15 protein-coding genes are annotated in these 18,992 nt (G+C 64.3%); 5 read left to right on the forward strand and 10 right to left on the reverse strand.

Going from position 1 to position 18,992, the window contains the following annotated elements; genetic code table 11:
- Positions 1-44: 44 nt before the first annotated feature.
- From E5221_RS19085 to E5221_RS19110, 6 genes are all read right to left on the reverse strand, one after another.
- Positions 45-1,487 carry a PLP-dependent aminotransferase family protein gene (locus E5221_RS19085; protein ID WP_013973449.1) on the reverse strand — a complete coding sequence of 481 codons (1,443 nt, stop codon included), beginning with the start codon at positions 1,485-1,487 and terminating at the stop codon, positions 45-47.
- A 336-nt stretch (positions 1,488-1,823) separates the two neighbouring features.
- The gene (locus E5221_RS19090) at positions 1,824-2,636 is read right to left on the reverse strand and encodes an OmpA family protein (protein ID WP_123085870.1); all 813 of its coding nucleotides are present in this window, start codon (positions 2,634-2,636) and stop codon (positions 1,824-1,826) included.
- Complete coding sequence (locus tag E5221_RS19095; protein WP_013973451.1) at positions 2,633-2,986, reverse strand: DUF4398 domain-containing protein; 354 nt, start codon at positions 2,984-2,986, stop codon at positions 2,633-2,635. Before E5221_RS19095 ends, E5221_RS19090 begins: the two co-directional genes overlap by 4 nt.
- A 9-nt stretch (positions 2,987-2,995) precedes the next feature.
- Entirely contained in the window at positions 2,996-3,817 is an 822-nt protein-coding gene (locus E5221_RS19100) for a transporter substrate-binding domain-containing protein (RefSeq protein ID WP_247846244.1), read from the reverse strand.
- Between the two features lie 77 nt (positions 3,818-3,894).
- On the reverse strand, positions 3,895-4,824 hold the full coding sequence (locus E5221_RS19105) for an FAD-binding protein (protein WP_013973453.1): 930 nt from the start codon (positions 4,822-4,824) through the stop codon (positions 3,895-3,897).
- The gene (locus E5221_RS19110; RefSeq protein WP_025339979.1) at positions 4,825-5,574 is read right to left on the reverse strand and encodes an electron transfer flavoprotein subunit beta/FixA family protein; all 750 of its coding nucleotides are present in this window, start codon (positions 5,572-5,574) and stop codon (positions 4,825-4,827) included.
- 537 nt (positions 5,575-6,111) lie between these two features.
- Here E5221_RS19110 and E5221_RS19115 point away from each other — a divergent pair.
- Entirely contained in the window at positions 6,112-7,794 is a 1,683-nt protein-coding gene (locus E5221_RS19115; protein ID WP_282189715.1) for an electron transfer flavoprotein-ubiquinone oxidoreductase, read from the forward strand.
- 182 nt (positions 7,795-7,976) lie between these two features.
- Here E5221_RS19115 and E5221_RS19120 read toward each other — a convergent pair whose 3' ends face one another.
- The 3 genes from E5221_RS19120 to E5221_RS19130 all read right to left on the reverse strand — a co-directional run bounded on the left by E5221_RS19120 (position 7,977) and on the right by E5221_RS19130 (position 10,499).
- On the reverse strand, positions 7,977-9,302 hold the full coding sequence (locus E5221_RS19120; protein ID WP_247846246.1) for an MFS transporter: 1,326 nt from the start codon (positions 9,300-9,302) through the stop codon (positions 7,977-7,979).
- A gap of 72 nt (positions 9,303-9,374) precedes the next feature.
- Positions 9,375-9,854: a hypothetical protein gene (locus E5221_RS19125; protein ID WP_039615138.1), complete on the reverse strand. Its 480-nt coding sequence runs from the start codon at positions 9,852-9,854 to the stop codon at positions 9,375-9,377.
- Positions 9,855-10,022: 168 nt separating this feature from the next.
- Positions 10,023-10,499 carry a sigma-70 family RNA polymerase sigma factor gene (locus E5221_RS19130; protein WP_039615137.1) on the reverse strand — a complete coding sequence of 159 codons (477 nt, stop codon included), beginning with the start codon at positions 10,497-10,499 and terminating at the stop codon, positions 10,023-10,025.
- Positions 10,500-10,977: 478 nt separating this feature from the next.
- On the opposite strand from E5221_RS19130, the gene E5221_RS19135 reads away from it, so the two are divergent.
- The 3 genes from E5221_RS19135 to E5221_RS19145 are packed head-to-tail and all read left to right on the forward strand — an operon-like array spanning position 10,978 to position 15,537.
- Positions 10,978-12,150, forward strand: coding sequence for an efflux RND transporter periplasmic adaptor subunit (locus E5221_RS19135; RefSeq protein WP_247846247.1), 1,173 nt, complete (start codon positions 10,978-10,980; stop codon positions 12,148-12,150).
- A complete protein-coding gene (locus E5221_RS19140) occupies positions 12,151-14,115 on the forward strand; it encodes a MacB family efflux pump subunit (protein ID WP_061551079.1) in 1,965 nt (654 codons plus the stop codon).
- A gap of 3 nt (positions 14,116-14,118) precedes the next feature.
- Positions 14,119-15,537 (forward strand): efflux transporter outer membrane subunit, encoded by a 1,419-nt coding sequence (locus tag E5221_RS19145; protein WP_061551078.1) that lies wholly within the window; start codon positions 14,119-14,121, stop codon positions 15,535-15,537.
- A gap of 136 nt (positions 15,538-15,673) precedes the next feature.
- Here E5221_RS19145 and E5221_RS19150 read toward each other — a convergent pair whose 3' ends face one another.
- Complete coding sequence (locus E5221_RS19150) at positions 15,674-17,293, reverse strand: PvdJ/PvdD/PvdP-like protein (RefSeq protein WP_247846248.1); 1,620 nt, start codon at positions 17,291-17,293, stop codon at positions 15,674-15,676.
- 346 nt (positions 17,294-17,639) lie between these two features.
- Here E5221_RS19150 and pvdM point away from each other — a divergent pair, with 346 nt between their 5' ends.
- Positions 17,640-18,986, forward strand: coding sequence for a pyoverdine-tailoring dipeptidase-like protein PvdM (pvdM, locus tag E5221_RS19155; RefSeq protein WP_247846249.1), 1,347 nt, complete (start codon positions 17,640-17,642; stop codon positions 18,984-18,986).
- The last annotated feature ends 6 nt before the right edge of the window (positions 18,987-18,992 follow it).

Consider the following 18,992-nt stretch of genomic DNA (forward strand, 5'->3'; position numbering starts at 1 on the left):
AGCAAAAGTGCGTATGCTCCCTGTTCCACAGGCGCGTGGCAAGCCTATAAAAATGCCGCCGCTGGCTCCCGACACAATTGCTGGGCAAGCAAACCGAGAGTGATCACCGCGCGCTCGGCTTCCTTGTTCCAGGGTATGCCGCAATTAAGGCGGATGCAGTGGTTGAATTGCTCGGTGTTACTGAAGATCAGCCCCGGCGCAATACTGATGCCCTGCTCCAGCGCACGCACATGCAGCTCCTGGGTGTTGACCCGCCCCGGCAGGCTCACCCACAGGATGAAACCGCCCGTCGGCCGGGTCATCTGGGTACCCTCGGGGAAGTGTTGCTGCACCGCCAGCTGGTAGGCACTGAGGTTCTTGCGGTACTCCTGGCGAATGTAACGCAGGTGCCGGTCGTAGCCGCCATTCTCCAGGTAGGCCGCCACCCCCATCTGCGTCACGCTACAGGCCGAGTGGGTGGTGAAGGTTTGCAGGCGCTGGATCTCGTCCTGATAGCGCCCGGCAATCATCCAGCCAACTCGAACACCAGGGGACAGCGTCTTGGAAAAACTAGAGCAATAGATTACTCGGTCCAGGCGGTCGAATGCCTTGAGCGCCTTGGTCTTGCCTTGCTCGAACATCAGCTCGCCATAGATGTCATCCTCGACGATCTGGATATCGAAGTCCGACGCCAGGCGCAGCAACTGCTTCTGCCGCTCTTCCGGGACAGTGCCACCCAGCGGGTTGCTAAGGCGCGCGGTCAGAACCAGGGCCTTGATCGACCACTGGTTGGCGGCCAGTTGCAGCGCCTCGAGGCTGATGCCGGTGGACGGGTCACTGGGGATCTCGATCACCTTAAGGCCCAGCAGGTCGGCCAGTTGCAGCAGACCGTAATAGGTGGGCGATTCGGCCGCGATCAGGTCGCCTGGACGAGTCAGCACGCGCAGCGACATCTGCAGCGCATCGACACAGCCATGGGTCACGATCACTTCACGCGGGTCAACCAGTACGCCGGCATCACGCATGCGAATGGCGATCTGCCGGCGCAGCGGCTCGAAGCCGGGGCTGAACATGTAGCTGAAGGCACGCGGGCTGTGGAAGCGCGTCACCTTGGCAATCTGCTGGTGTAAAGCACGGACCGGCAGGTAGTCGACATGCGGCACAGCGGCGCCGAACGGGAACACGCCATCACGGCGAGCCTCGGTCAGTACCTGCTGGATGATACTGGCGCGGGTGACCAGGCCGGGGCGCTCCACGCGGGCGATGTCCGGGGTCTGCGCGGTCAGGGCCGGGGTCTGGTGCACGTAGTAGCCGGACTGCGGCCGCGCACGAATCAGCCCCTGGTCCTCGAGATTGGCATAGGCCTGCAGCACCGTGGCATGGCTGACATTGAGCTGGGCGCTCATCTTGCGCACGGAGGGCACCCGCTCGCCTGGCTGGTAGACACCACGACGGATGTCATCGGCCAGTTGCTGGGCGATACGCTGGTACAACAGCAGGTTGGTCATGGCGGCAGACTCGTTATTCTTGTACGGCTCAGTGACGGTAGAGGATACCGTAACAGTTGCAGAGTGTACTGGAACAGAATGCAACATAGTCGACAATACAATAGCGTGACAGCTATCGAAACGATTAAGCCGACAAACTGCCGGGGGTGCGCCGCCCCTGTGGGAGCGGGTTCACCCGCGAAGCAGGTGACGCGGTGGATGGCACCGGCTTTGCCGGTGTTCGCGGCTAAAGCCGCTCCCACAAGAGCAGTGCCAAACTCAAGGCATGCACAACGCCTGTAGGAGCGGCCTTGTGTCGCGAAAGGACCGCAGAGCGGTCCCCGGTATTTCAAAGACTCAGCGTGCTGGCGCCAGCTTGCCCTTGTCATCGGAGAACACGATCTCCACCCGACGGTTCTGCGCCCTGCCCCGCTCCGAGGCATTGGCCTCGATCGGGTACTGGTCGCCATAGCCCTCGACCTGCAGGCGCTTCTCGTCGATGCCCAGGTCTACCAGCATGTCGGCCACGGCCTGCGCCCGGTCACGGGACAGCTTCAGGTTGTCCTCAGCCGGGCCCGTGCTGTCGGTATAGCCCTCGATCCGCACCACCCGGCGCGGGTTGAGCTGGAGGAACTGCACCAGCTTGAGCACGGTACGGCTGGCCGAGTTCTTCAGGTCGGCGCGGCCGGTGTCGAACAGCACGTCCCCCAGGGTCATCACCAGACCACGGTCGGCCTGCTCCGAGGCCAGCGCGGCGATCTGCGATTCGACCCACTTGCCCTGCTGCTGGACACTGGCCAGCTTGGCCTCGCGCAGGGCCAATTGCAGGCGCTGGCGCTCCAGGTCGAGCTTTACCTGGCGCTCCTGGTTCAGCGCCAGCTTGGCATGCTCGCTGGCAATTTCACTGTAGCGCTGGCTCAGGTAGGCGTAATGGCGCACGTCTGCACCGGTGCCGATGTAGCTGGACAGGCGCTCGGCACGGGCCAGCGACTCGCCTGCGCGAATCACGTCACGCGGCGCGCTGCGCAGCACATTGGAATCATCCTTGACCTTCTGGAAAGCAGCAGTGGCATCATCCAGCGCTGCGCTGCTGCGCTGGCTGGCGCAACCTTGCAAACCTGCCGCCAGCGCCAGCACTGCCAGCACGGCCAATGGCATGCGACGGATCATGGCTGCACCTCCAACTGCTTGCGCAGGCGCTGGACCCGCGACTGCAGCAGTTGCAGCTGCTCTTCGCTCTTCTGGTTCAGTACCTGGGCCTCGGCCAGGCGCGCATCCAGTTCGGCCTGCTCGGCACGCATGCGCGCATCGCGGTAGTCTTCGGTGAGCATGTTGGTCTTGGCCCTGGCCAGCTTGTCTTCAGCCAGCTTGAGCGCATCGACCTGCTCGGTGGCACCGACGGCCCTGGCCTGCTCCAGTGCCTGTTCGGAGATGCGCATCTGCTCGTTCGGGGCCGGATCGTTGGCGCAGCCAGCCAGGCCGAGCACGGCCAGGGCAAGGATTAGTGGTTGGGTTCTCACGCAATCTTCCTAGTGTTTGGGGGCGTCCGACGGCACCTGCAACTGCGCTTTCCAGCGCTCGACATTACGTTGCAGCACAGCCTCGGACGCACCGGAGATCGGCAATTCTGTCAGTTTTTTCGCCAGTTGCCCACGCAACCAGTTGTCATTGCAGGCCGAATTGTGCGACAGGGCCAGATACAGGCCCGGCCGATCCACCGGCAGGCCGCGGGCGATCAGGTCATTGCTCATGCCCAGGCTTTGGGCCATGGCCATGCCCGAATAGCGGCCAGCGAGCACATAATCCACCTGGCCGAGCACCAGCTTCTGGAATGCCTGGGTCAGGTTCTGTGCCGGCACCAGCTTCAGCTGGGCCTTGGCGAAAGCGGTAAAGGCCGGGGTCAGCCGAGCGCGCTCGGACAAACTGCCTTGGTACTGGGCCAGGTCAGCCGGGCCCTCGAAGGCCAGTGTGGCGTCGTGGCGCGTCCACACCAGGTATTCGTTGAGCTGCAGGGGTGGATGGATGTAGTCCAGCGCGGTCAGTTGCTCCACCTGCATGGGGGTGTCGAGCAGCAGGTCCATCCGCCCGCTACGTACTTCTTCCAGCGCCTGGTCACGACGGCCGGCGCTCAGCACCTCCACTTTCACACCCAGCTCGCCAGCCACCTGGCGCAGCAGGTCGACGTTGGCGCCGATCAGGTGTTTCGGGTCATTGGGGTCCTGCCATGAATAGGGCGGAGAATCAGGGCTGCCGGTTGCCACCAGGCGTTCACACTTGCCCGCCGCCATGGCCAGCGGCGAAACCAGCACCGCCAGGCATGCCAGCACCCCGCCTGCTTTACGCAGCACCATTGCTCACTCCTTGTACAGACCAAAAAAAACCCGGCCCCTGTACAAGGGCCGGGTTCTTTATAAGTGAAGCAGGCGGATCAGACCAGCTTTTCCAGCTCCGGAACCGCTTCGAACAGGTCAGCGACCAGGCCGTAGTCGGCTACCTGGAAGATCGGCGCTTCTTCGTCCTTGTTGATCGCCACGATCACCTTGGAGTCCTTCATGCCGGCCAGGTGCTGGATCGCGCCGGAGATACCGACGGCGATGTACAGCTGTGGCGCAACGATCTTGCCGGTCTGACCGACCTGCATGTCGTTCGGCACGAAGCCGGCGTCGACCGCGGCGCGCGAAGCACCGACGGCAGCGCCGAGCTTGTCGGCCAGGCTGTACAGGTGCTTGAAGTTGTCACCGTTGCCCATGCCACGGCCGCCGGAAACGACGATCTTGGCAGCGGTCAGCTCTGGGCGGTCGGACTTGGCCAGCTCTTCGCCAACGAAGGCCGAGATGCCGGCGTTGTGCGCAGCGCCAACGGCTTCGATGGCAGCCGAACCACCTTCGGCGGCCACGGCGTCGAAGCCGGTGGTACGCACGGTGATGACCTTGATGGCAGCGCTCGATTGCACGGTGGCAATCGCGTTACCAGCATAGATCGGGCGCTTGAAGGTGTCGGCGGACTCGACCGAGATGATCTCGGAGATCTGGTCCACGTCCAGCAGCGCGGCAACGCGCGGCAGGATGTTCTTGCCGTTGGTGGTGGCCGGCGCCAGCACGTGGCTGTAACCCTTGGCCAGCTCGACGATCAGCGGCGCAACGTTTTCTGGCAGGACGTGGGCGTAGGCAGCGTTATCGGCAACCAGCACCTTGGCCACGCCAGCGATCTTGGCTGCGGACTCGGCAACGCCGCCCACGTTCTGGCCAGCGACCAGCACGTGCACATCACCACCGATCTTGGCGGCAGCAGCAACAGTGTTCAAGGTGGCCGGGGCTACGGCACCGTTCTCGTATTCAGCGACAACCAGGATAGTCATTTAGATTACCTTCGCTTCGTTCTTCAGCTTCTCGACCAGTTCGGCCACCGATTTGACCTTGATGCCAGCGCTGCGGGCAGCCGGGGCTTCAACCTTCAGGGTCTTGTTGGTGGAGGCGAGGGAAACGCCCAGCGCGTCTGGAGTAACAGTCTCCAGCGGCTTCTTCTTGGCCTTCATGATGTTCGGCAGCGACGCATAGCGCGGTTCGTTCAGGCGCAGGTCGGTAGTGACGATGGCTGGCAGGTTCAGTGCAACGGTCTGCAGGCCGCCGTCGATTTCACGGGTGACGTTCAGCTTGTCGCCAGCCACTTCGACCTTGGAGGCGAAGGTGCCCTGGGCGAAGCCGGTCAGCGCAGCCAGCATCTGGCCGGTCTGGTTGTTGTCACTGTCGATGGCCTGCTTGCCGAGGATGACCAGCTGCGGCTGCTCTTTGTCGACAACGGCTTTCAGCGCCTTGGCCACGGCCAGGGAATTCAGTTCGTCAGCGGCTTCGACCAGGATGGCACGGTCGGCACCCAGTGCCAGGGCAGTACGCAGTTGCTCCTGGGCAGTGGTCGGGCCGACGGAAACGACGACGATCTCGGACGCGACGCCCTTTTCCTTCAGGCGTACGGCTTCTTCCACGGCGATTTCGCAGAAGGGGTTCATGGACATCTTGACGTTAGCAAGGTCGACGCCGGAGTTGTCCGCCTTGACGCGAACCTTGACGTTGTAGTCGACCACTCGTTTGACAGCTACAAGAACCTTCATGGATTCCTCGTTACTCTCCGGTGAATAGATAGTCGCCAGGGGCAGAGCCCTGCGATGCGCGTGGGTACAAGGGCACCTCTAAAAACGTACCGGGAGGCGGTAACTTCACAGTGACCAAACAGTCTTGTCCGGACTCTTGCGACAAATACTCACGGGTCATTTTCTGTCGTGGCGTGTAAACTCCACTACAAACCGGCCAAAGGCCGCAAAACCCTGCTCCACACCTGGTCTTTAGAGGTGTACCTGCGCCCGGCTGCAAGCCTACGGCGAACGTAAAACCGCTCGTATCTTGACCGTAACACCCAATCCGGTCAATACGGCAAATCGGTCACCCTCCAGCCGCGTTCCTGTGATTTTACTGGCCTGCGGCAAATTCAAACAAACGTTTGTATTGGACCCGCCAAGTGGTGTAGATATAATGCGCGGCCAAGACAAAACGGTGTAGTCCGTCATTTGCCCAGCTACAGTTCCGCCGTTGCGTAGAACCGCTGCGAATGCCCCGCGCACCCATAAGACAAAGCAACAGCACGAGCCTTGATGAGTAGGAGAGAACCAGTGGAACGCGAATACATGGAATTCGACGTGGTCATCGTCGGCGCCGGCCCGGCGGGCCTGTCCGCCGCCTGCCGCCTGAAGCAGAAGGCCGCCGAAGCCGGTAGCGAAATCAGCGTCTGCGTGGTGGAAAAAGGCTCTGAAGTCGGCGCCCACATCCTCTCCGGCGCGGTGTTCGAACCCCGTGCCCTGAACGAGCTGTTCCCCGACTGGAAAGAGCTCGGCGCGCCGCTGAACACCGAAGTGAAGCGTGACGACATCTACGTGCTCAAGGATGCAGGCAGTTCGACCAAGGTGCCTGACCTGTTCGTGCCCAAGACCATGCACAACCAGGGTAACTACATCATCTCCCTGGGCAACCTGTGCCGCTGGCTGGCCCAGCAGGCCGAGAACCTGGGCGTGGAAATCTACCCGGGCTTCGCCGCCCAGGAAGCACTGTTCGACGACAACGGCGTGGTCCGTGGCATCGTCACCGGCGACATGGGCGTCGACCGCGAAGGCAACCCGAAAGACGGCATGTACACCCCTGGCATGGAACTGCGTGCCAAGTACACCCTGTTCGCCGAGGGCTGCCGCGGCCATATCGGCAAGCAGCTGATCAAGCGCTTCAACCTCGACAGCGAAGCCGACGTCCAGCACTACGGCATCGGCCTGAAGGAAATCTGGGAAATCGACCCGGCCAAGCACGAGCAGGGCCTGGTGGTGCACACTGCCGGCTGGCCGCTGGACGTGATGGCCAAGGACAACACTGGTGGTTCGTTCCTCTATCACCTGGAAAACAACCAGGTGGTGGTCGGCCTGATCGTCGACCTGTCCTACGCCAACCCCTACCTGTCGCCGTTCGACGAGTTCCAGCGTCTCAAGCACCACCCGGTGATGGCGCAATACCTCGAAGGCGGCAAGCGCATCAGTTACGGTGCCCGTGCCATCTGCAAGGGCGGCTTCAACTCGCTGCCGAAAATGGTCTTCAACGGCGGCGCGCTGATCGGCTGCGACCTGGGTACCCTGAACTTCGCCAAGATCAAGGGCAGCCACACCGCAATGAAGTCCGGCATGCTCGCCGCCGAAGCGGTGGCTGATGCACTGATCGCCGGCAGCGAAGGCGGTGACCAGCTCAACGGCTACGTCAGCGCCTTCAAGGCCAGCTGGCTGTACGAGGAGCTGTTCGCCAGCCGCAACTTCGGCCCGGCCATGCACAAGTTCGGCCCGCTGCTGGGCGCGGCATTCAACTATGTGGACCAGAACTGGTTCGGCGGCAAGCTGCCGTTCACCCTGCACGACACCAAGCCGGACTACGCCTGCCTGAAGCTGGCGGCCGAGTCGCAGAAGATCGATTACCCGAAACCGGACGGCAAGCTCAGCTTCGACAAGCTCAGCTCGGTATTCCTCTCCAGCACCAACCACGAAGAGGAACAGCCCTGCCACCTGAAGCTGACCGACCCGAACGTGCCGATCGCCAGCAACCTGCCGCTGTACGACGAGCCGGCCCAGCGCTACTGCCCGGCAGGCGTGTACGAGGTTGTCACCCAGGAAGACGGCAGCAAGCGCTTCCAGATCAACGCGCAGAACTGCGTGCATTGCAAGACCTGCGACATCAAGGACCCGGCCCAGAACATCACCTGGGTCACCCCTGAAGGCGCTGGCGGGCCGAACTACCCGAACATGTAAGGCCCCTGCCCTGCACTGACAAAAAGCCCCCGGTTCTCACGAGCCGGGGGCTTTTTGTTTTACCTGTACCGGCCTCATCGCCGGCAAGCCAGCTCCCACCTCGACCGCATCGACCTCGAGCCATGCGCTATCCCTGTGGGAGCTAGCTTGCCAGCGATGAGGCCAGAACAAACAACAGAAAACTATTTTTCACCACACATTACCGGCACCGGCTCTGCCGCGAACGCCAATGGCTCCCGACGCCCGAAGTACAAGGCCGTCAGCAACCCCACCGTGCCCATGGCAAGACAAAAGCCGACACACACCCACGGGCTCCACGGCATCAGCGCAATCAGCGCCAGCGGCGTGGTGCTGGCCCAAAGAGCGTAGGCCACGTTATAGGTGAAGGAGATGCCCGACACGCGGATCTCGGCCGGGAACAACCCGACCATCACTGATGGCACCACACCCACCACGCCGCAGGACAGGCCCGCCAGCGCATAGGCCAGCCAGGTCACGCCCCACTGTCCCACCAGGCTGGCATACAACGCGCCGATGCCCACCGGCAGCAACAGGCTGTAGAACATCAGTGCGCGCCAGGCGCCTGCACGGTCGACCAGCAGCCCGGCCAGCACGCAGCCGATGTTGAGGAAGACGATGCCCACGCTGCTAAGGGCAAAAGTGTGCCCGGCACTCATGCCGAAGCGCTGCTGCATCACTGTCGGAGTAATCACCACCAGCACCACCACGGCGGAAGTCAGCACGCAGGTCAGCAGCGCCGCCGGGATCAACGCCCGGCGGTGTTCGCCCAGCACCCGCCGCAGCGGGAAGCTCACCGGCTGCTCCTGGCGCGCGCGCAGGGCAAGGAACACCGGTGTTTCGCTGAGCCAACGACGCAGCCACACGCCGATCACGCCGAATACCCCGCCGAGCAGGAACGGATAGCGCCAGGCGTAGTCGAGGATTTCCTGCGGGGTGAACACTTGCGCCAGCAAGGTCGCGGTCAGTGCCCCCAGCAGATAACCAAAGGTCAAGCCGGCCTGCAGGAAGCCCAGGGCATAACCGCGCCGCCCGGCTGGCGCGTGCTCGGCGACGAAGGTCCAGGCACTCGGCACCTCGCCGCCCACCGCCGCGCCCTGCAAGATACGCAATGCCAGCAGGATCAGCGGTGCAGCGTAGCCGATGTCGGCGTAGGTCGGCATCACCCCGATCAACAGGCACGGCAGGGCCATCATCAGGATGCTCAGGCTGAAGACTCGCTTGCGTCCCAGGTGGTCGGCGAAGTGCGCCATAAGGATGCCGCCCAGCGGCCGCGCCAGGTAGCCGGTGACAAAGATTCCGAAGCTTTGCAGCAGGCGCAGCCACTCGGGCATCTCGGGCGGGAAGAACAACTGGCTTAGGGTCAGCGCAAAGAATACGAAGATGATGAAATCGTAGATCTCCAGCGCGCCGCCCAACGCCGCCAGGCCCAGGGTCCGGTGGTCGCCGCGGCTGAACCGTGGCGGGCGAGCGGTATCGATGGCAGTCATGGCAGGGTCCGCAAATCGGCAAAGGACAAGAGGATAGCAAATAGCTGCCCCCTTGCCCCGCCCGCTGCGGCTTTAGCGGTTGAACAGGGTATTGACGAAATTGGCCTTCGGCCGTGGCCGCGCCGTGGCAGCCGGCATGGCGCCCGGCAGCGGTAGCCTGCCGACCTGCAGCGGCGAATCGATGATCGCCATGAATGCCTCCAGTGCCTCGTTGTCGGGCACCTGGGGCAGGCTCATGCTGACGGCCTGGCGCTCGGCCTGCGGCACCAACGGCACTTGCAACTGGTTGGAGTGATAAAGCAGGGCATGCTGGATCTGCGTGCTGACGCGACAGAAGCGCGCCAGATCGACCCCGACATGGCTGGCCAGCTCGATATTGCCCAATAGCAGGTGGAAAGGCTGCAAGGCACTCAGCACCAGGCGCTGCAGCTCCTCGAAGCTTTCCACTGGCGCTATCCGGTAGTAGCCCAGGCCGTTGAGCAGCCGCTCCAGTTGCAGGCGCTGGCAGGGGTGTGCATCGGCGATGAGGATGCGCAGGGTCTTGTTGGCCATGGTGGGACCTGGGCAGTTGGGTAATGGTTAGGCTCCATGACCATACTGCGCCAGTAACGGCTGCTGCCTAGGCTACGCCTGGCAAGGGTCTTCTTTGATAGAAGTCGGGAAAACCGTGGAAATCAAGTGATCGACTGACGGAATTTTCATCCGCCTTCAACCCGGCGATCAGGATTCCCACTCGCGCATGCGCACACGACAGTGCTTCATGGCATTGACGATGTGCTTTTCCACCAGACTGCGGGAAATACCCAGGTGCTCGGCAATCTGTTGGTGTGACAGGCCTTCGAGCTTGCGCAGCAGGAAGCAGTCGCGGCAGACCTTGCTCAGCTCATCCAGGGCGCGCTGCATCAGCGCCAGGCGCTGGTCGAGCTGCATGTCATGGGTCGGCGCCGGGGTGTGCCAGCGCTCGTCGTTGTCCAGCACCTCCAATGGCTCGGCCTGGCGCACCAGGTGCCGGCGATGGCGGTCGACAACCAGGTTCAGCGCGGTGCGGTAAAGGAAAGCACGCGGGTGCTCGATGCGCTCGGCGTCGGTGCGCTCCAGCACTCGCAGGTAGGCATCATGCGCCACGTCTTCGGCGGCCTGACGACTGCCCAGGCGCGAAGAAAGAAAACCCACCAGTTCGCGATAGTAATGTTCCACGACGTTACCTGAGATCGTCCTGCCAGCCTATGCCAGAAAGCCTTTTCAGGCAGCAACGCGGGACCGAGTGATGTCAACGTGCGATCTTACAAATTATAATTATTCTCAGCAACAAGGGTATGTCTTGGGAGGTTTCGCGCCTGTGAAATCGCGCGCCGCCCGCGCGGCGCTTCGCAGCACAAGGCTGCTCCTACATCTGTTTCGGGCCAATTATTCCTGTGACAGAGGCGCGCGTCCCTCTGGCGTCCACCTCAATATCGTGTCGGACAAACAGGGCGGTCGCGCGCATTGTTACAGGCGTTACTGGCCCGAAATAGATGTAGGAGCAGCCTTGTGCTGCGAAGCGCCGCGCGGGCGGCGCTCGATCTCACAGGCGCCACAACCCTGTCGCCATACACCTGTCAGCCCCTGCTCAATATTCGCTAAATCCCCTCCTGCCGCTTTCGTCTATCTGGCACCCACTCGGCTGGATGTCTGCATGAGACCTTTAACCAACACCCGTCGCCGGCTCCTGCTCGGCGGCCTGGGCCTGCTCGGCCTGGGCAGCCTGCTGGCCTGGAAGGCCCTGCCCTACGGCGCACAGCCGCTCAGCACGGTTGCCGTGACCCGCGCCGACATCGAAAGCAGCGTTACCGCACTGGGCACCCTGCAACCAAGGCGCTACGTGGACGTCGGTGCCCAGGCATCGGGGCAGATCCACACCCTGCATGTGGAGGTCGGCGACACGGTGCGCAAAGGCCAGCTGCTGGTCGAGATCGACCCTTCTACCCAGCAGGCCCGGCTGGATGCCGGCCGCTACTCGATCGACAACCTCAAGGCCCAGCTGGCCGAACAACGCGCTCAGTTCCAACTGGCCCGGCAGCAGCTCAAACGCCAACGGGAGCTGGCCGCCGCCGGCGCCACCCGTGACGAGGACGTGCAAACGGCCGCCGCACAGCTGAAGGTCACCCAGGCGCGCATCGACATGTTCCAGGCGCAGATCCGCCAGGCCCAGGCCAGCCTGCGCAGCGACGAGGCCGAGCTGGGCTACACGCGCATCTACGCGCCGATGGACGGCACGGTAGTGGCGGTGGATGCCCGTGAGGGGCAAACCCTCAATGCCCAACAACAAACCCCGTTGATCCTGCGCATCGCCAAGCTCTCGCCGATGACCGTGTGGGCCCAGGTGTCGGAGGCCGACATCGGCAAGGTCACCCCGGGCATGACCGCCTACTTCACCACCCTGGCCGGCGGCAAGCGCCGCTGGACCAGCACCGTGCGGCAAGTGCTGCCGATCCCGCCCAAGCCACTGGAGCAGGCCAGCCAGGGCGGCGGCAGCCCGGCCAGCGTCAGCAATGGCAGTGCCGGCAGCCAGGTGGTGCAGTACAGCGTGCTGCTGGATGTCGACAACCCGGACGGCGCCCTGATGGCCGAGATGACCACGCAGGTGTTCTTTGTCGCCGGCAAAGCCAGCCAGGTGCTGACCGTACCACTGGCCGCGCTGGACGAAGGCGATGGCCTGCGCCTGGCGCATGTGCTGACCCGCGACGGCAAGGTGGAACAGCGCCAGGTGCGCACCGGCCTCAGCGACCGCCTGCGCGTACAGGTGCTGGACGGCCTGAACGAAGGCGAACGCCTGGTGATAGGCGCCCCTGGCGTCAGCGGAGGTTGAATGAGCACACCCCTGATCGAGCTGGTCGACATCCGTAAATCCTACGGCGGCATCGAAACGCCCAAGGTCGATATCCTTCATGGCATCAGCTTGCGCATCCATCCCGGCGAGTTCGTCGCCATCGTCGGCGCCTCTGGCTCCGGCAAATCGACCTTGATGAATATCCTCGGCTGCCTCGACCGCCCCACTTCCGGCAGCTACCGCTTCGCCGGCAAGGATGTGGCCGAACTGGGCAGCGACGAACTGGCCTGGCTGCGCCGCGAGGCATTCGGCTTCGTGTTCCAGGGCTACCACCTGATCCCCTCGGGCTCGGCCCAGGAAAACGTCGAAATGCCGGCCATCTATGCCGGCATCGCCGCCAACGAACGCCACGCCCGTGCCAGCGCCCTGCTCGGCCGCCTGGGCCTGGCCAGCCGCACTGGCAACCGCCCGCACCAGTTGTCTGGCGGCCAGCAACAACGGGTGTCGATTGCCCGGGCGTTGATGAACGGTGGCCATATCATCCTCGCCGACGAACCCACTGGCGCCCTCGACAGCCACAGCGGCACCGAAGTGATGGCGTTGCTCGACGAGCTGGCCAGCCAGGGCCACGTGATCATCCTGATCACCCATGACCGCAATGTCGCGGCGCGGGCGCAGCGCGTGATCGAAATTAGCGACGGCCTGATCATCAGCGATTCGGCCGCCGAAAAGCCCATGGTCGAAAACAGTCGCGGGCTACAGGCCGACCAGCTGCGCCAGCGCCTGGACCATGGCGCAACCTTGCACGGGGCATGGAAAGGTGAATTGTTCGAAGCCCTGCAGGCGGCCTGGCGGGTGATGTGGGTCAACCGCTTCCGCACCGCCCTGACCCTGCTGGGGATCGTCATCGGTGTGGCCTCGGTGGTGGTGATGCTGGCAGTGGGCGAAGGCAGCAAGCGCCAGGTCATGGCGCAGATGGCAGCCTTCGGCTCGAACATCCTCTACCTGAACGGCAAGCCGGCGAGCCTGGGCGAGCAGGCCGGCACCATTACCCTCGACGATGTCGCTGCCATCGGCCAACTGCCGCAGGTCAAGCACGTGATGCCGGTGATCGGCGAAAAGATGATGGTGCGCCACGGCAACAACAGCCAGCGGTTCTATGTGGGTGGCAACAACACCGGGTTCCCCGAGATTTTCAACTGGCCGGCGGTGCAAGGCAGCTTCTACAGCGATGCCGATGAAGCCAACGCTGCCGCGGTGGCGGTGATCGGCCAGAAAGTGCGGGAAAAGATGCTCGACCCTGGGCGCGACCCTTTGGGGCAGTACCTGTTGATCGGCAATGTGCCGTTCCAGGTGGTCGGTATCCTGGCCGGCAAGGGCGCCAGCTCTGGCGACCAGGACAGCGACGGGCGCATCGTGGTGCCCTACTCCGCCGCAGCCATCCGTCTGTTCGGCCAGCGTGACCCGGACTACATCGCCGTTGCCGCCCTGGACTCCACGCGGGTCAACGAAGCCGAAGCGGCCATCGACAAGCTGCTGCGCCAGCGCCACAACGGCCGCCAGGACTTCGAGCTGACCAATGACGCAGCGCTGATCCAGGCCGAGGCGCGCACGCAGAACAGCCTGTCGCTGATGCTGGGGGCGATCGCCGCGATCTCGCTGCTGGTGGGTGGCATCGGCGTGATGAACATCATGTTGATGACCGTGCGCGAGCGCACCCGTGAAATCGGTATCCGCATGGCCACCGGCGCGCGCCAGCGCGACATCCTGCGGCAATTCCTCAGCGAGGCGGTGATGCTGTCGATGGTCGGCGGCCTGGCCGGCATCGTCCTGGCCCTGGCCATCGGTGGCGGCCTGATGCTGGCCGAAGTGGCGGTGGCCTTTGCCCTGCCCGCCATGCTCGGCGCCTTCGCCTGTGCTGTCGTCACCGGCATCGTGTTCGGCTTCATGCCAGCGCGCAAGGCCGCCCGCCTCGACCCGGTCAAAGCCCTTACCAGCGAATAACCCATGACTCTGCCTAGCCGCATCAGCCTGTTGCCCCTGTGCGTATGCCTCGCCGCCTGCAGCACGCCGCAAACACCCGCCAGCGGTATTGCCGCGCCATCTGCCTGGCAAGGCGAGGCCGCATCACCCTCGGCCCAACTGCCAACGACGCAGTGGTGGCAAGCCTTCGCCAGCCGCGAACTCGACCGCCTGGTGCAGCACGCCCTGCACAATGCCCACGACCTGGCTGCTGCCACGGCACGGGTACGCCAGGCCCAGGCCCGCGCAGTCATCGCCGGCGCGCCGCTGCTACCGGAGCTGAAGCTGGGCCTGGATGGTAGCCGCCAACGCCTGCTGCACGGTGACGGCTACGACCAGCTGGATGTCAGCCGCAGCGAACCCACCAGCACCTCGTTCGGCATGCAGCTCAGCGCCAGCTACGAAATCGACTTCTGGGGTGGCCTGCGAGCGACCCGTGACAGCGCCCTGCGCAGCCTGGATGCCAGCCGCTTCGACCGCCAGACCGTGGAGCTGACCTTGGTCAGCGCGGTGGCCGACAGTTACCTGCAGGGCCTGGCTTTGCAGGAACAGTTGCGCATTGCCCGCCTCAACCTGCGCAATGCCCAGGACGTGCTGGGCCTGGTCGAGGCACGCCAGCGCAGCGGTTCCGCCACGCGCCTGGAACTGGCCCAGCAGCGCAGCCTGGTGGCCGCGCAGCAACGTCAGTTGCCGTTACTGGAACAGAAGTGGCAAGACAGCCGGGTCACCCTGGCGACCCTGCTCGGCGACCCGGTGCAGTCGCTGCCCACCAGCCAGGACGCGATCAACACCCTGCAATGGCCCGCCATTGGCAGCGGCGTGCCCAGCGAGCTGCTCACCCGCCGCCCGGACATTGCCGCAGCAGAAGCTCGGCTCGCTGCCGCCAGCGCCAATGTGCAGGTCGCCCGCGCCGCCATGCTGCCCAAGCTCACCCTCGGGGCCAACCTGGGGGCTGGCGCCAATACCTTTGCCCATTTGTTCGACAGCTCCTACTACACCCTCACCAGCGGCCTGGTCGCGCCGGTCTTCAACAACGGCCGCCTGCGCGCCGCGCGTGAACTGGCCGAGGCTGAACAGGCAGAGTTGCTGGAGACCTACCGCAGCAGCATCCTGGCCGGTTTTGCCGATGTCGAGAAGGCGCTCAATGCGATCCAGGGCGTGGACCGCCAGCGGCAGTGGCAGGATGAAGAAGTGGCGCAGGCGCGCCTGGCATTCGACCTGGCGCAGCAGCGTTATGGCGCGGGAGCGGAGACGCTGTTGAGCGTGCTGGAGACCCAGCGCACCTTGTATGCGGCGCAGGACCAGCAGGCCCAACTGCGCCTGGCCCGGTTGCAGGGTAGCGTGGCGTTGTACAAGGCATTGGGGGGTGGCTGGCAACTAGAACACCTGCGCGCCCCGTTGTAGGAGCGGCCTTGCGTCGCGATGGGCCGCAAGGCGGCCCCGGCATTATCCGCATCAACGCTGAAATCCGGGGGCTGCTGCGCAGCCCATCGCGACACAAGGCCGCTCCTACAAAAAGGCGGCGCAAGCCTCGGGGGCTTCAACGCGAGCGCTGCGCCACCTTCAGGTTGCGCGCATACCACGGCCGCTGCGGTACCTTGGGCCGCAGCTTGTCGAGCAGGTCGTCATCGCTGTAGATGATGCGCAACGCCAGCTTCATGGTCTCCGGGTCCATCTCTACACTGCGCCCGGGCCGCAAACCCGGCACCGTCGAGCAACCATGGGTATCCGGCCCCAGCCACGGGTCGGCCACCTCCACCCAGCGCCCTGGCGCAAACCATGGTACGCCATTGACTTCCAGGCGCCGTACCTCGCCTGGGTGCAGCCGCTCATGGGCGTGGAACCAGTCCTCGATGCGGTCGTCGATCCAGCCATGAAAGTGCCAGAACACCGGGTTCACATGGGATGAAAACGGGTCACCGAGAAAATCGTTCTGTTCTGCGAACCAGCGTTCGGCAAAATCATCCGGCGTGCGCGCCGTCGGCACCGGCATACCGTTTGACGGGTCGCGCGGTACCGACGCCCAGCGCATGTGCAGCCAGTCGTGCAGGCCCAGTTCCACTTCCGAACCGAACTGGCCCAGGGTCAAGGTGCTCAGGTACTCCGGATCGGTGTAGCGCGACTCCCAGACCTGGAAGTTGCCATGGAAGGTATCCGGCGTCTTGATGTCGCGCACCCACTGGGTGTATTCCGCATCACCGCTGGCCAGCCAGGTGGGCGGCAGGGCATTGCCGTCATGGTTGTCGAAGTAGCGGGCGAATCCGGCCCGGTCGCGCTCCAGTTCCGGCTGCGGCAACGGGAAGCGCGTCCATGACGGCAAGTCCTGCAAGGCACGGGCCCTGCCAAGCATGTGCCGGTGCATGAAGAAAAAGTCTTCGCCCGAGCCGTTGCGGTCCTTGTGCCGGCCCCGCGCATCACGCTCGCGATCACGTGGCCCGGGCTGCCAGCCCAGGCCACGCAGGGCGCCCTGCTTGTGCTTGCCCAGTTTGTGCCATTTGTCCCGCGACGAGTGCCACAGCTGGTGGAACAGGCGATGCTCCGGGGTGGTCAGCCAGGCCAACAACTGCGGGTTCAGCGGGGTACGCTCGCGCGCCTCGGGGAAGGTGCGCTTCAAGGCCAGGAACTGGTTGTCCTCCACAGGCAAAGTCAGCGCGCGGTCCAGGCGTGCAATGCGCCCGTTGAGGGTGGCCGGCCCGGCGTTGCCGAACCGGCCCCAGACCTCGTCGAGCACGATATGGCATTCATAGCGGGCCTGGGCCGAAAACAGGCGCCAGCGCAGGGTGCCCGGCTTGTCCGCCAACAGGTCGCCTACCACGCGGTAGCGCGGTTCCTCCTGCCCTCGCAGGCGCTCGGGGGTATCCAGGTAGCCGCGCAGGGCACGCCCGCTGGTTGCCACATCCAGGAACAGCTCCAGTTCACCCGTGGGCAGGCCGTCCAGGCCCGCATCCTTGCCCTGCAGGGTCCAGCGCCAGATGCCGCGCAGGGTATCGCCCAACTGCTGCAGGCGAGTATCGGCCAACTCGACGACGGCCTCGCCAGGGGTTTCCGGGAATTCCTCGGCGGCACGCTGGCGCTGCACATACAGCGCCCCCAGCGCACCGGGCACCACCACACCCGTCAGTGCCACACCGGCGATGAAACCGCGTCGGGAAATCGTCATTGCATACCTGCGCATTCATTGCGGCCATGGAGCACGGCCCGTCCAAGGCTAGAACGTTGCACGGCAGGCGAAATTTAGCGGCTTGCCACCCCCGCCCCTGAGGGCAACTCGGTCAATGTAGGAGCGGCCTTGTGTCGCGAAAGGGCCGCAAGGCGGCCCCGGCAATTTTGCAGAGGTGCGAAGATCCTGGGGGCGCTGCGCACCCCTATCGCGACACAAGGCCGCTCCTACAGGGCCCTGCGCCAGCGACCTGATAGCGGCTAAATTTCCCGGGTGCGAGCTCGTTCACTGCAGGTAGCGGCGGCCTCTGTGCCCATCCCTCGACGGTGAACCTACTGAGACCAAGATGACGACTCCACGCTGGAAGAAAGCCCTGTTTATCAGCCTGGCCGCGGCGGTTGCCGCTGGCGCCGGGTTTGCCGCCTGGCACTACTTCGCCACACCCGCTGGCTATTCCAGGGAGGTGACCCGCCAGGCCAACGACCTGCAGGAACGCATCATCTCGTTCGACAGCCACGTCACCCTGCCGCTGACCTTCGGCACCGAAGGCAGTGAGGCCGACAAGGATGGCGATGGCCGCTTCGACCTGGCCAAGGCCGCACGCGGGCGTTTGTCCGGCGCGGCCCTGACCATCTTCGCCTGGCCAGAGTCCTGGACCGGAGACGGCGGCCCGCACCGCCCGACCCCAGGCTTCGTCGAAGCCGCCCGCCACACCCAGGAGGTGCGCTACAACGCCATCACCGCCATGGTCCGCGACTTCCCGCAGCAGGTGGGTATTGCCTATACCCCGCAAGACATGCGGCGCCTGCACGGCGAAGGCAAGTTCGCGGTGTTCCTCAGCATGCTCAACGCCTATGCGCTGGGCGATGACATCGACCAGCTCGACCGCTGGGCCGCGCGCGGCGTGCGCATGTTCGGCTTCAGCTATGTTGGCAACAACAGCTGGGCCGACTCCTCGCGTCCGCTGCCGTTCTTCAATGACACCGCCGATGCCCTGGACGGCCTGTCGCCGGTCGGCAAGCGCGCCGTGCAGCGGCTGAACGACCTGGGTGTGATCATCGATGTGTCGCAAATGTCCAGCAAGGCGCTGGCCCAGGCCGTTGCCCTCAGCCGCGCGCCGGTGGTGGCCTCGCACTCGGTGCCACGGGCGATGGTCGACATCAGGCGCAACCTCTCCGACAAGGAGCTGCAACTGATCAAGGACAGCGGCGGCGTGGTCCAGCTGGTGGCCTTCTCCACCTACCTCAAGCCCTTGAGCAGCAAGACCCAGGACAAACTCAACGCCCTGCGCGCCCGCTACGACCTGCCGCCACTGGCCAACCTCGACTACGCACTGATGCCAGGTGACCCGGTGATCGCCGGCTGGCCCGAGCAGAAGGTCGGCCATTACGCCAACGCGCTGTACGGCATTCTCGAAGAGGAGCCGCCGGCCACGCTCAAGGACTATGGCGACGCCATCGACTACACCGTGCGCAAGATCGGCATCGATCATGTCGGCCTGAGCTCGGACTTCAACGAAGGCGGTGGCATCGACGGTTGGCAAAACGCCAGTGAAGCACGCAACGTCACCGCCGAACTGATCAGCCGCGGCTACTCCGAAGCAGATATCGCCAAGCTCTGGGGCGGCAACTTCCTGCGGGTGTGGGAGCAGGTGCAGCGCGCCGCGCATCCTGTCGCCACCTCATCCCCCTGACCCTTG

Origin of the sequence: Pseudomonas sp. A2 (genome assembly GCF_023100865.1) — a bacterium.
GTDB classification, from domain to species: Bacteria; Pseudomonadota; Gammaproteobacteria; order Pseudomonadales; family Pseudomonadaceae; genus Aquipseudomonas; species Aquipseudomonas asiatica.